Genomic DNA, 13,702 nt, shown 5'->3' with positions numbered 1-13,702 from the left:
CTGCCGGACGCCCGGTGCCTGCGCCAGTTGCGTGGTTCCGCTCGGGCAGTGCGCTCACGCCGTCGTCAAAGGCACCAAGCCCGCGGCCTCCGACTCGTCCACCGTGTGTCTGCCGCCCTCCCGCGAACAGTGGGCGCCCGATTCGCCGCCTCCGCGCGGCTCTGGAGTGTCACCGGTCACCTGACCGGCATTGAGGGTCGCGCCGCCGCGCGCCCGCTCCATTCCCGCATTTCCGGAGGACCTGAATGATTCGACTTTGTGGGGGCCGACCTGCGTTGGTCGCCGTCGCCACCGCGATTCTTGCGTTCGTGGGCATGGGTGTTCCGCGCTCGGCGCCCGCGCAGCAGGAGGATAGCACCGCGACACGGAGGTCCATCCAGCGGCTCGAGGACGCATATGCATTGCTCGAGGCGAGCCCCAGGATTCGGGCTGCGCGGTCCGCCGCGCAGGCCGCCCTCGCCGTTGCGCCAACCGCCGGCACACTGGACGACCCGCAGGTGCAGCTCGGTCTGATGAATCGCCAACTCCCGGGACTTGCACCGATGTCGCCGCTCGGGATGACGCAGCTCCAGGTGATGCAGATGCTCCCCCTCACGCGGCGGTTGCGGCTCGCGCGCGGCGCGGCGGACGCCACCGCCAGTGCGGCGGCCGCGAACGCCGCGGCCGTGGAGTGGAGCGAGCGACTGCGGGTGAGTGAGGCCTTCCACGACGTCTGGCGGCTTGAGCAATCGATGGAAATCGTCGCCGAGACCAAACAGGTGATGGAGCAGCTCCTGACCGTGGCGCGAGCGATGTATGAGGTCGGGGATGGTCGCCAGGCCGACGTGCTGCGCGCGCGCGTCCAAGTCGAGCAGATGGACGAGGAACTGCAACGGCTTGCGTCGGCTCGTGTTACCGCCGTGGCCCGCCTGAACGGTCTTCTCGACCGCCCAGCGGGCGCGGCCGTTGGCCGCACGGTGGTGGCGTCGCGGGGACGAACGATCCCGCCGCTCGATTCCGTCGCGGATTTGGCGGATCGGCGGCGCCCGGAGCTGGTGGCCGGAGCGGCTCTTGTGGAGAGCGCCAATTCGGCGCTTGCAGCCACGCGCCTCGAGCTCTGGCCGGACCTGCAGGTGGGCGTTGCGGTCGGTCAGCGGCGGGAGGGCGGCGCGACGGAACGGATGGGGAGCCTGATGCTCGGTGCGTCGCTGCCCGTCTTTGCCGCGAGGCGTCAGCTGGCCTGGCGAACCGAACGCGAGGCGATGTTGGCGATGGCGCAGGCCGACCTGCAGGCGATGCGCGCGACAACCCGTGCCGAGATCGAGGGCGCGCTGGCAGAGCTGCACAAGTCGCAACGCCTGTTGGCCCTATACGACACGAGCATCCTTCCGCAGGCGGCGGCAACGGTCGAATCCTCATTGCTGGCGTATCGAGCTGGCGATCTGCCGTTTATGTCGCTCGCTGAGAGCCAGGTGGCCCTCAACGAGTTTCGGCTGGAGTATGTGGCGTTGCAAGCGGACGAGGGACGGCTGTGGGCAACTCTTGAGGCCCTAGTGGCCGCGGCGCTTCCGGCGCCAGGGGAGGGGGAATGACCAGCGAGTCGCGCGACGTGGTGGCCGCATCCGCCGATGGGAGTCGGCGTCGGCGGTCCGTGCTACTGATGGCCGGCGTGCTCGTGACCGCAGCGGCGGCGAGCTGGTGGCTGTCCCGCGGTCCCGCCGCGGCGAACGACGTCGGGCACGATCATGGCGGCGGTCCAGCGAGTGAGACCCGCGCCAGTGTGACGGTGGACTCGGCCGCGGCCAAGCGCATCGGGATCACCTATGCCACGGCTGCCCGCGCTTCGTTGGCACGTGAGCTGCGCGCCGTGGGAACTGTTGTTCCGGACGAGGGGCGCCTGCACAGCATCTCGCCCAAGGTCGAGGGCTGGATTGAGCGTCTCTGGGTGAATACCACGGGTCAGTTCGTGCGCGAGGGCGAGCCGTTGTTCAGCATCTACTCCCCGCAGTTAGTCGCCGCACAGGAGGAGTACCTGCTTGCCCGGCGCTTGGCCGCCGCAGCGCCAGGCCCCGACTCGGACGCGCTTGTCCGTGCCGCTTCGCGGCGGCTGGAGTACTGGGACATCCAGCAGCGGGAGCTGACGGCGATCGCGGCAGAAGGACAACCGCGGCGCGCGCTGACGCTGTATTCGCCCGTGGCCGGGTATGTGCTGACGCGTCGAATCGTCGCCGGGCAGCGCATTATGTCGGGTGATGAGGTCCTTGCGCTCGCAGACCTCTCGACGGTGTGGGTGGAGGGTGAGGTGTTCGAGCAGGATGCCGCGATGCTGCGGGAGGGCGTGCCGGTCGAACTGCGCTTCGAGGCGTTGAACGGCCACCGGCGGCTGGCACGCATTGCGTATGTGTATCCCACCGTGGATGACGCGACGCGCACGTTGCGGGTCCGCGTCGTACTGGACAACCGCGACGGCCGGCTCAAGCCCGGAATGTACGCGTCGCTGGTCCTCCGGCCGTCGGAGGGCGACGCCTTGGTCATCCCCAGGTCCGCGGTGCTCTCCACCGGCGTCCGGGACGTGGTGTTCGTGCGGATGGCAGATGGTATGCTGATGCCGCACGAGGTACGGCTGGGGCGTCGCAGCGACACGATGGTCGAGGTTCTTGACGGGATTGCCATCGGCGATGTCGTGGTCGCGTCTGCGACCTTCCTCGTCGATGCGGAGTCGAATGTGCGCGCGGCGCTCGGCGCGATGGCGGCGATGCCGGGAATGTCCGATATGGAGGCGTCGACTCCGACGCCGCCCGCGGCGCCGGACGGGCACGGGAGGCACTAGGCTATGCTCCGATCCCTCATCGCGTGGTCTGCGCACAACCGTTTCCTCGTCGCACTCTTTACGGTCGCCTCCGTGCTGGGCGGCTGGTACGCCCTGCGGCAGACGCCGCTTGAGGCCCTGCCAGACCTGAGCGACGTCCAGGTGATCGTGCAGACGGAGTTCAATGAGCAGGCGCCGCGCATCGTCGAGGACCAGGTCACGTATCCGATTGCGGCCGAGATGCTCAAGGTGCCCGGCGCCAGCGTCGTCCGCGGGTACTCATTCTTCGGTGTCTCCTTCGTGTACGTGATTTTCGAGGACGGCACCGATCTGTACTGGGCGCGATCACGAGTCCTTGAATACCTCAGCGGCATCCAGTCGCGCCTGCCTGAGGGCGCACAGGCACGATTGGGGCCGGACGCCACGGGCCTCGGCTGGGTCTACCAGTACGCCCTCGAGGACCGCAGCGGCCGGATGACGCTCGCCGAGCTGCGCAGCCTGCAGGACTGGACGCTGCGTTACCAGCTCACGGCGGTACCCGGCGTCAGCGAGGTAGCCAGCATCGGCGGCTATGAGAAGCAGTACCAGGTCGACCTCGATCCGGCACGGCTCCGGGCCTTTGGCGTGAGCGTGCCGCAGGTGATGGCGGCGGTGCAGCGCGCCAACAACGATGTCGGGGCGATGGTGATGGAGTTGAGCGAGCGCGAGTTTATGGTGCGCGGGCTCGGCTACCTCGGCTCGGTCGCCGACATCGAGGCTGTCGTGGTGGGGGCGAGGGCGTCCGGCACGCCCGTGCGGGTGGGGGACGTGGCGACGGTCGGCGTCGGGCCCGCGGTGCGGCGCGGCATTGCCGACCTCGACGGCCGCGGAGACGCGGTCGGGGGCATCGTCGTGATGCGCATTGGCGAGAATGCGTTGGCCGTCATCGAGCGCGTGAAGGCCCGGCTTGCGGAGCTGCAGGCGGGACTGCCGGCTGGCGTGGTCATCACCCCAGTGTACGACCGCTCGGCGCTGATCCACCACGCGGTCGAGAACCTGCGCGCCAAGTTGATCGAGGAGTCGCTCGTGGTGGCGTTGGTCTGCATCGCCTTCTTGCTGCACCTGCGTTCGGCGCTGGTCGCCATCGTCACGCTCCCGATCGGCATCCTGATCGCCTTCCTCGCCATGCGTTGGGTGGGCGTCAGCGCGGATATTATGTCATTGGGCGGAATCGCGATTGCCATCGGCGCGATGATTGATGCGGCGATTGTGATGATCGAGAATATGCACAAACACCTGGAACGCGCCTTGCCTCCCCGCGATGATCGGGACGCGCGCTGGTTTGACACGCGGAGCCTCAGCGCCCGCGAGCGATGGCGCATCGTCGTGACCTCGGCGCAGGAGGTGGGACCGGCGCTGTTCTTCTCGCTGCTCATCATCACGGTGTCGTTCCTGCCCGTCTTCGCGCTTGAGGGCCAGGAGGGACGGATGTTCAAGCCGCTCGCCTTCACCAAGACGTTTGCGATGGCGGCGGCGAGCCTGCTGTCCGTCACGCTGGTGCCCGTTGCGATGGGGCTATTCGTGAGGGGTCGCATCTACCGCGAGGCATCCAACCCGCTCAACCGCGTTCTGGTGCGTTGGTATCGGCCGCTGATCGATGCGGTCCTGCGCCGCCGATGGGGCGTCCTGACGGCCGCAGCTGCCGTCCTGATCCTCAGTTGGGTCCCCTGGGCGCGGACTGGCAGCGAGTTCATGCCGCCGGTGGAGGAGGGGACGATTCTCTTCATGCCGCAAACCCTCCCAGGACTGAGCGTGGCGCGCGCACGTGCGCTGCTCACCACGCAGGACAGCATCCTGCAGAGCTTCCCCGAGGTGGAGCGTGTCTGGGGCAAGGCCGGTCGTGCGGAGACGGCCACGGATCCCGCGGGCCTCGACATGATCGAGACCACAATCTCGCTGAAGCCGGAGTCGGCGTGGCGGCCGGGCATCACGCTCGAGGGCCTCATCGACGAGATGGACCGCGCGGTACGAATGCCTGGGATCATCAACGCGTGGACGATGCCCATCAAGGGGCGCATCGACATGCTCGCCACGGGTATCCGCACGCCGGTAGGCGTCAAGGTGTTCGGGCCGGATCTCGGGGTGCTCGAGGAGGTGGCCCGTCAGGTCGAGGCCGCGGTCCAGATGGTGCCGGGCACCCGTAGCGTGTTCGCTGAGCGGGCTGTCAGCGGCTACTACGTCGACATTGAACTCGACCGGACGGCCGCCGCGCGCTACGGAATCAATGTCGCCGACGCGCAGGATGTGATTGCCGCGGCAGTCGGCGGGATGGTCATCACGGAGACCGTCGAGGGACGCGAGCGTTACGGCGTCCGCGTGCGCTACCCGCAGGAACTGCGCGAGTCGCCCGAGCAACTCGCGGAGGTCCTCGTGCCCGCGACGGTCGCGGGACCGATGGCAACGGCCGCGGCGAGTATGGCTGGGATGGCCGTTGGGCAGGCATCCGGGCGGGCTGCCGCACAGATCCCGCTTGGACAGATCGCGAGCATCCGGCTGAGTCCCGGCCCGATGGTCGTGCGGACGGAGGGCGCGGTTCCGACGGCGTGGGTGTACGTGGACGTTACGGGCCGGGATGTCGGCAGCTACGTAGAGGAGGCGAGACGCACGGTCGCCGAGCAGGTCGCGTTGCCGGCCGGCTATTCGCTGCGGTGGAGTGGACAATACGAGTATATGGAGCGTGCTCGCCGCACGATGCGCGTAGTGATTCCCGTGACACTCTCGATCATCGTGCTGCTCCTCTATCTGAACTTCCGCAATGCGGCCGAAACGTTCTTGGTGCTGCTCTCGCTTCCCTTCGCGCTCGTGGGTGGCCTCTGGTTGGTGTACCTCCTTGGATACAACTGGTCCGTCGCCGTCGCGGTGGGGTTCATTGCGTTGGCAGGCGTGGCCGCCGAGACCGGTGTAGTGATGGTCATCTACTTGGACCACGCTTGGAAGGCGGCGTTGAGTCAGCTTCCGCCCGACGCGGCACCGGACGGGAGCGTTCTTTACCGCGCGGTGATTGAAGGTGCGGTCGAACGGGTGCGGCCAAAATTGATGACGGTCACGGCCATCATGGCTGGCTTGTTTCCGATTATGTGGACCGATGGAGCCGGGTCGAGCGTGATGAAGCGCATCGCGGCCCCGATGGTTGGAGGAATGGTGTCAAGCACCGTCCTCACGCTGCTCGTGATTCCGGCGGCATACTCGCTCTGGCGGGAGTGGGGATTGCGGAGGGCCGGTGCTAACCTCAGCTAGTGGGCGACTGGGGCCTGAATGCCGGGTGCGGGATCGTGTCGCTGGCCTTGGATCGAAGCCGAGCGTGCGTCAGGTCGCCGTACTGGCATCGGGGTGGTGCTGCAGGACTTGCTTGCAGGTTGTGGATTTGCGCTTGCCAGTCGAAGATGCGTGATGGGTAACGAGCATCTCGGGCGTCGCGCGTTGAGCACGCTGTTCGCGCTGAACGGCACGATGTTCTTCGTCGAACTCGCCAGTGGCTGGCGAGCGGAGTCGATGGGCCTCATCGCCGACGGCCTCGATATGGGGGCCGATGCCGCCGTCTACTTGCTCGCCCTGCTTGCGATCGGCGCGACCGAGTCGCGCAAGCTGCGGGCCGCGCGGTTCGCAGGCCGCGTCCAGCTCGGTCTCGCCGTGCTGGCGATGCTCGAGCTGGCGCGGCGCGCGGTTCTGGGCAGTGCGCCGGAGCCGCCGGCCATGGTCGCGGTCTCCATCGCAGCACTCGCTGTCAACATCTGGTGCCTCGCCCTCCTTCGCCGCCATCGACACGGCGAGGTCCATCTGCAGGCTGCCTGGATCTTCTCCGCCACCGACGTGCAGGCGAACCTCGGCGTACTGCTCGCCGGCGCGCTCGTGGCGCTGCTCGACTCCGCGATACCCGATCTCGCCATCGGGTTGATCGTCTGCTGGCTCGTCCTCCGTGGCGCCCTGCGTATCGGACGGCGAGTCCGCGAACAGTCGACCGCCAGCGTTGCGGCAGTCGGACCGGGAGTGGCCGCGTCGCGCGGCGCCGCAAAAGGTTGAGCGAGAGATAATCGCGGACCCTTGGTAGCACCGGAGTGCGGGACGACACTATATTCCTCCTCATGCGGCTCTCGCGGTTTACTTCACTGCGCTGCTACATCGCGCTCGTTCTCGCTCTGTGTTTCGGCATCTTCACGGCCGAATCGCTGTTCGCGGACGTTCACGACGGCGATGCAACGCACGAGGAACTGACGGAGATCGACGGATCGGGACGTCACGCCGCGACTCACGCGGCGCACGGAGACCTCGGCCCGGGCGCAGTGGACGACGACTCTGGACATCCTGGGGAACGTTCGTCCGCGCCGGCGGGCCACGATCGGCACGCGTGCCACCACGTTCACGCGCACGTGGGCCGGGTGGTCATTGCTGAGGCCAGCCACGCGGTTGTAGCGCACCGCGATCGTCCAATTGCGGCACCCGACCGAGTCCCCGCGAGCCGCAGCGCGCAACCAGATCTTCGACCGCCGATCGGCTGAGTCTCGCGCGGCGCTCCCTCGCAGCCATACGGGCTGAGGGGGCTCAAGACTGCGCCGTGCGCTCGCCCCCGAGGCGAGCCCCAACATCTCGTCGCCCACGCCGAGGCCGCACCGTGAGGTGCTGCTGGTGCCACTCCGCATTGCAGACGGTGCGCCATCGCGCCTCTCGCACTCGAGCCCGGCCCCCGACGAGGTCCTTCGGAGTCTCAATCGAATGCCATCTGGATCCTGCTTGTCCCGTCGATCCCGGTTCTCCCTTTCCGCCATTGCGTTTCTCCTGTGCGCGGGCGTTGCGACATCGGCGTCAGCACAGTCGTCCGGTCCGCCGGCACCGTCGGACACGCTCGTCCTCGCGCTGCACGACGTTCGCCGGCTCGCCCTTGCGCGAAACCCGTCCTTACTCGGCGTTCGCCAGGAGACGGCGATCGCCCGCGGCGCGTTGCGCCAGACGCGGGTGCTGCGTTCGAACCCGGAGTTCGCCGCGCAGTCGGCTGGCGGAACTCTCGGGACTGCCGAGGACCAGCTCCAGTTTACGGTTCTTCAGGAGATCGAATTCGCAGGACAGCGCGGATTACGCACCGACGTCGCCCGCTTTGGATCGGCGCGTGCCTCATTCTCCCTGCAGGAGGCCGGTCGTCTCACCATTGCCGAGTCTAGCGCTGCGTTTTACCGCGCGGTCGCGGCGGAGCGGCGGCTCTCCGTCGCGTCCGAGGCGCTCGCGCTGGTCGAACGGCTGCTCGCAGCGGTGCAGATCCAGCTGCGCGAGGGCGAGATCAGCAGGCTCGATGCGAATCTTGCCGTAATCGAAGCCGGCCGAGCGCGCGGCCGCGTCTTGGGCGCGCGCCGCGCCGCCGCCACTGCGGAGTTGGAACTACGGCTACTCATCGGACTTGAGTCGGGAGCGCCGTTTCGGCTGGTCGCGGACTCGACTGGCGACTCGTTGAACGGCCTGGAAGGGCTGTCAGGTGATTCGCTCCTCGTGCTCGCGCTCACCAACCGGCCGGATCTCGCCGCAGCGGGCCAGGCCGTGCGGGAGGCCGAAACGCTCCTCGCCCTCGGGCGGCGGGAGGCGTTCCCGAACCTTCGCATCGGTGTGGGCGGAGTCCGGTCGCCAGACGACGGCTCGCTGCAGTTCGGTCCTGCCTGGGGTCTGACACTCCCGATCTTCAATCGCAATCAGGGTCTCCGAGACCAGCGACGGGCTCTGGTGGATCAGGCGCAATTTGCGCGACGGTCGGTCCGGCTTCGCGTCGAGACCGACGTGGCCGTCGCTGAGCAGGCGTACCGGACTGCAGTGGAGGAGGCGCGAGTCTACGAGCGCGAGGTGCTCGCACTCGCCCACGAGAACGCGGCTCTCCTCGAGACGGCATACGGTGCAGGCAAGATTGACCTGTCGACCCTGCTGCTCCTGCGCAACCAGCTCCTCGACGCGGAGTTCGGCTACTGGGACGCGTGGCTCGCGCAGCGTGACGCGCTCGTCCAGCTCGAGGCGGCGACTGGCCAGCTCACGCCATCCGCTGCAACGCTCCAGCCCATCAATGCCGCAGCGGCAAGCCCGCGCGGTCCGACCACCGCCACTGTCAGGACAATCCCGTGACCATTCGCAACCAACTCCTGCGACCAACGCCGGTCGCGCTTGTGCTTTGTCTCCTCGCCGCGAACGCCGCACTGGCGTGTGGAGGGGGCGCCTCCCCTGCTGACGACGTGTCCTCGACGCCGGCGGACTCGACCGCCGAGTCCGACCTGGTCGTCCTGGATACCGCAGCGATCCGACTCGGTGGGATCCGGGTCGCGGTCGTGGATTCGCTCACGACGAGCACCTTGCAGGTCACGGGCACCATTACGTATGACGCGAATCGCGTCAGTCACGTCGGCTCGCGCACGGAAGCGCGTGTGCTGGCGGTGCGCGCCGACCTCGGGGCGCGCGTCGGCGGCGACGCAGTGCTTGCGATGCTCGAGAGCGCCGAGGTCGGACAGCTGCGGGCCGAGGAGCGTCAAGGCGAGGAGCTGGTCGCAATCGCGAGGGAGAACTTCGCACGTGAGCAGCGCCTGGAGTCCCAGGGCATCTCCAGCCGGAAGGAGTTGCTGTTGGCGGAAGCGGAACTCCGTCGAGGCGAGGCGGCGTTGCGCAGCACCGAGGAGCGCCTCGCCGTCCTCGGAGCCGCGCACGATCACGGCGCCGGGGCCGCCTATAGTCTCATCGCGCCGTTCGCCGGTACCGTCGTCGCGCGTAACGTGAGTCTCGGCGAGGCCGTGGGGCCGGCTGACGTGCTCTTCACCGTCGCCGACCTCTCCGTGGTGTGGATCGAGCTCGACATCTTCGAACGAGACTTCGCGCGCGTACGGGCGGGGCAGTCGGTCGTTGTCACGGTCACCGCGTACCCCGGACGGCGCTTCCTCGGGCGTCTGGCGTACGTCGGCGACGTGCTGGACGAGACGAAGCGCACCGTGCGGGCACGAGTGGAGATTCCGAATGGGCACACCGCGCTGAAGCCGGGGATGTTCGCGACGGCGAGTATCGAGGTCGGCGGTGATGGTCCTGCCCTGCCGGTCGTCCCCCTGGCCGCCGTGCAGGAGGTGGACGGTCGTCGGGTGGTGTTCGTGCCCGGCGACGCGCCTGGAGAGTTCCGGCCCGTTCCGGTCGAACTCGGTGACACGGTGGACGGGGATCGCGTCGTGATTCGCGCCGGGATTCAGGCGGGAAGTCGCGTCGTAATCGCGGGCGCGTTCGCGCTCCGGTCCGAACTCGCCAAGGGCGAGATCGGCGAGCACGGCCACTAGGCCGGGGGGACACAACTATGCGCCCTCTCATCGGCTTCGTGCTCAACCAACGCCTGCTCGTCATCGCGATGACCGCGCTGCTCGTCGGCGTTGGCATCTGGAGTGCGTTGGCGCTCCCGATCGACGCCGTACCGGACGTGACGAACGTCCAAGTCCAGGTCAACACCAACGCGGCGGCACTGCCTCCCTCCGAAGTCGAGCGGCAGGTGACGCTCCCGGTCGAGCTTGCGATGTTCGGCCTCCCCAATCTCGAGGAGATCCGATCGATCTCGAAGTTCGGGCTCTCGCAGGTGACGGTGGTGTTCGAAGAAGGCACCGACATCTACTTCGCGCGGCAGCAAGTACAAGAGCGCCTGCAACTCGCACGGGAGGAGATTCCCGCCGGGTATGGAACGCCCGAGATGGGACCGATCTCGACCGGGCTCGGAGAGATCTTCCAGTACACCATCTCGGCAGACTCAGGGACCGGCATCGACGCCACGGAACTGCGCACGCTTCAGGACTGGGTCGTCGCGCCGCAGTTGCGCGCGGTATCCGGCGTGGCGGAGGTCAACGCGTTCGGCGGGTTCGAGAAGCAGTACCAGGTGTTGGTGCGGCCGGAGGCGCTCGTGCAGTACGACCTCACGATGCCGCAGTTGCTCGAGGCGGTTGCCGAGAACAATCAGAATGCCGGCGGCGGCTACATCACCCGTGGCGCTGAGCAGCTCGTCATTCGCGGCGTGGGTCAGGTGCAGGACTTGGATCAGATTCGCAATGTCGTGGTTGCGAGTCGCGGGGGGACACCCGTACGCGTGGGTGATGTAGCCGACGTCGTGATCGGGTCGACGATCCGACAGGGAGCGGTCACCAAGGATGGAAGGGGAGAAGTGGTCACTGGCATCGTGATGATGCGAATGGGCGAGAACTCCCGCACGGTGGTGAACGCCGTCAAGGAGAAATTCGCCGTCGCGGCACGCACGTTGCCGCCTGGCGTGCGTCTGGAGCCATTCTACGATCGCACGGACTTGATCGGGCGCACGATCGGAACGGTCGAGAAGAATCTCGTCGAGGGTGCGCTGCTCGTGATCGTCGTGCTCTTCGTCCTGCTCGGCAACTTCCGCGCCGCGCTCATCGTTGCGGCCGCGATTCCGCTCTCGATGTTCTTTGCGCTCAGTATGATGGTGAAAGCCGGAATCGCCGGCAGCCTGATGAGCCTCGGGGCGATTGACTTCGGCTTGGTCGTCGACGGGTCCGTCGTGATGGTCGAGAACGCGATGCGCCGACTGGGCCACCGCAAGCCAGGGGACAACTTCCTCCACTCGGTGCTCGAGTCGTGCGCTGAGGTGGGACGACCGATTCTGTTCGGCATCGGCATCATCATCGTCGTCTACCTCCCAATCCTGACGCTGGAGGGCATCGAAGGGAAGATGTTCCGCCCGATGGCGCTGACGGTCGTGTTTGCGCTCGTCGGCTCGCTCCTTCTCACCTTCCTGCTTACGCCGGTGCTGATTTCGCTCTTCCTCAAGGGCAAGGTCGAGGAGGAGGATGTATGGCTGGTGCAGCGCGCAAAGCGCCTGTATGCACCGGCACTCGAGTGGACCCTTGCGAACGCGCGGCGTGTGCTCGCGGGCTCCGGTGCCGCGATTCTCATCGCGCTGGCAGCGGTTCCTTTCCTCGGGTCTGAGTTCATCCCGCGCCTCGACGAGGGCTCCTTCGCGCTCCAAGTGCTCCGTCTCCCAAGCGTGTCGCTCGAAGAATCGGTCCGGCAGACGACACAGGTTGAGGCGATCCTGCGTGCGGAGTTCCCAGACGAGGTAGTGGACGTCGTGTCCAAGACGGGGCGCGCGGAGATCGCCACCGATCCGATGGGCGTGAACATCAGTGACATCCTGGTGCTGCTTACACCGCCAGACGAGTGGACGGTGGCGAGCGACAAGGCCGAACTCGAAGCGGTGATGACCGAGGCGCTCGCTCGGATCCCCGGTCTGGTGGTGAGCTTCAGCCAGCCGATCGAACTGCGTGTGAACGAGCTTATCGCCGGTGTGCGGAGCGACCTCGCGATCAAGATTTACGGGGACGATCTAGGCCAGTTGGGTAGGACCGCAGAACAGGTCGTGGCCGCGGTGGCCGCGCTGCCCGGAGCCACCGGGTTCAAGGCGCAGCAGCTTGAAGGCCTTCCACAGCTCCAGATCTCGGTGCTGCCGGAGCAGTTGGCGCGCTACGGCATCAATTCCGCTGACGTGATGCAAGTGGTCGAGGCTCTCGGAGGCGTGCAGGTATCGCAAGTACTGGAAGGGCAGCGCCGCTTCGCGTTGACCGTTCGCTTCCCAGAGGACGTTCGAGCGAATGCGGCTTCGATCAGCCGGATCCTGGTGAGCGCGCCGAACGGCGAACGCGTGCCCCTCGGCACGTTGGCGCGCGTCGAGGAGGTCGGCGGCCCCGCCGAGGTGAGTCACGAGAATGGATCGCGCTTGGTGATCGTGGAGGGGAACGTCCGCGGTCGCGACATCGGCAGCTTCGTGACAGACGTGCGAGCGCTGTTCGAGAACGGAACGATAGCACTCCCGCCCGGCTATCGGCCGGAGTTCGGAGGTCAATTTGAGAACCTGGAGCGTGCGAGCAAGCGGTTGCTGCTCGTGGTCCCGCTCTCGCTCCTCCTCATCTTCCTGCTCCTCTTCGCCACCTTCAACTCGTTGCGGCAGGCCGCGCTCGTCTTCACCGGAATCCCGTTGGCGACCGTCGGTGGTGTGCTCGCGCTCCTTGCGCGCGGGATGCCGTTCAGCATCTCGGCGGGCGTCGGCTTCATCGCGCTGTTCGGCATTGCGGTCCTGAACGGGGTCGTAATGGTCTCGTACATCAACGAACTGCGCCAGCACGGCCGCGCGCTCGAGGAGGCGGTTCGTGAGGGTGGCTTGACCAGGCTCCGACCGGTTCTGATGACGGCTCTGGTCGCGAGTCTCGGCTTCCTGCCGATGGCGCTTTCGAGCAGCGCGGGAGCCGAAGTGCAGCGACCCCTCGCGACGGTGGTCATCGGCGGTCTCATCACTGCCACGCTACTGACGCTCCTCGTCCTGCCCCTGCTGTATCTACTCTTCGAACGGCGCACGGAGGCCGCGCAATGAAAATGGTGATTGCGTTTATCCAACCGTTTATGGCGGACGCGGTCGCGGCCAGCCTGCACCGCATTGACGGGCTCACGGGTGCGACATTCACAGATGCCCGTGGGTTTGGACGCGGCGGGCACCACAACGACCGAGGGCTGGAGGAGGTGGTCGGCACCGTACCCAAGGTGCGAGTCGAGGTGATCGTGCCGGATGCACTCGAGGAGGAAGCCGTGCGCGCCATCGGACGGGCGGCGCGCACGGGGAAGCACGGTGACGGGAAGGTGATCGTGGTCGGGGTGATGCGTACGTTGCGGATCGCGACGGGCGATGAAGGCGAGGCCTCGGCCTGACGTGTGCTGCCCGGCGACACAATCGCGCCGGGCTTAACTGCGACAAGACTCGGAGTGTCGATGCGCCGCGCTACCCGAATCGATCTGCCGTTGCTGCTGCCGGACGTCGAGGATGTCCGCGACGCGTGTGTGGCGCGCCTCGTCCGACTGCTCGAGCGCCAGGAT

Annotated in this window: 9 protein-coding genes; 8 read left to right on the top strand and 1 reads right to left on the bottom strand. The window is 67.2% G+C overall.

The genetic code is table 11. The features are described from left to right. Positions 1-245 precede the first annotated feature (245 nt). The 4 genes from KF709_03920 to KF709_03905 all read left to right on the top strand — a co-directional run bounded on the left by KF709_03920 (position 246) and on the right by KF709_03905 (position 6,847). Entirely contained in the window at positions 246-1,571 is a 1,326-nt protein-coding gene (locus KF709_03920) for a TolC family protein (protein ID MBX3173531.1), read from the top strand. Next, a complete protein-coding gene (locus KF709_03915) occupies positions 1,568-2,809 on the top strand; it encodes an efflux RND transporter periplasmic adaptor subunit (protein ID MBX3173530.1) in 1,242 nt (413 codons plus the stop codon). Before KF709_03920 ends, KF709_03915 begins: the two co-directional genes overlap by 4 nt. A gap of 3 nt (positions 2,810-2,812) precedes the next feature. Continuing rightward, the gene (locus tag KF709_03910) at positions 2,813-6,064 is read left to right on the top strand and encodes an efflux RND transporter permease subunit (protein MBX3173529.1); all 3,252 of its coding nucleotides are present in this window, start codon (positions 2,813-2,815) and stop codon (positions 6,062-6,064) included. Between the two features lie 153 nt (positions 6,065-6,217). Next, the gene (locus tag KF709_03905; GenBank protein ID MBX3173528.1) at positions 6,218-6,847 is read left to right on the top strand and encodes a cation transporter; all 630 of its coding nucleotides are present in this window, start codon (positions 6,218-6,220) and stop codon (positions 6,845-6,847) included. A gap of 83 nt (positions 6,848-6,930) precedes the next feature. Here KF709_03905 and KF709_03900 read toward each other — a convergent pair whose 3' ends face one another. Continuing rightward, positions 6,931-7,296 (bottom strand): hypothetical protein, encoded by a 366-nt coding sequence (locus KF709_03900; protein ID MBX3173527.1) that lies wholly within the window; start codon positions 7,294-7,296, stop codon positions 6,931-6,933. Between the two features lie 259 nt (positions 7,297-7,555). Between KF709_03900 and KF709_03895 the strand changes: the two genes are divergently transcribed. From KF709_03895 to KF709_03880, 4 genes are read left to right on the top strand one after another with little or no spacing between them, the layout of a single operon-like run. Next, positions 7,556-8,920, top strand: a complete 1,365-nt coding sequence (locus KF709_03895) for a TolC family protein (protein ID MBX3173526.1) — start codon at positions 7,556-7,558, stop codon at positions 8,918-8,920. Continuing rightward, positions 8,917-10,104: an efflux RND transporter periplasmic adaptor subunit gene (locus KF709_03890; GenBank protein MBX3173525.1), complete on the top strand. Its 1,188-nt coding sequence runs from the start codon at positions 8,917-8,919 to the stop codon at positions 10,102-10,104. Before KF709_03895 ends, KF709_03890 begins: the two co-directional genes overlap by 4 nt. 17 nt (positions 10,105-10,121) lie before the next feature. Further along, on the top strand, positions 10,122-13,205 hold the full coding sequence (locus KF709_03885) for an efflux RND transporter permease subunit (protein MBX3173524.1): 3,084 nt from the start codon (positions 10,122-10,124) through the stop codon (positions 13,203-13,205). Beyond that, complete coding sequence (locus tag KF709_03880) at positions 13,202-13,537, top strand: P-II family nitrogen regulator (GenBank protein MBX3173523.1); 336 nt, start codon at positions 13,202-13,204, stop codon at positions 13,535-13,537. Before KF709_03885 ends, KF709_03880 begins: the two co-directional genes overlap by 4 nt. Positions 13,538-13,702 lie beyond the last annotated feature (165 nt).

The sequence above is a fragment of the Gemmatimonadaceae bacterium genome, assembly GCA_019637445.1.
Classification (GTDB): Bacteria; Gemmatimonadota; Gemmatimonadetes; order Gemmatimonadales; family Gemmatimonadaceae; genus Pseudogemmatithrix.
Note: the sequence above shows the minus strand (reverse complement) of the source record. Positions and strands in the feature narration are given on the sequence as shown.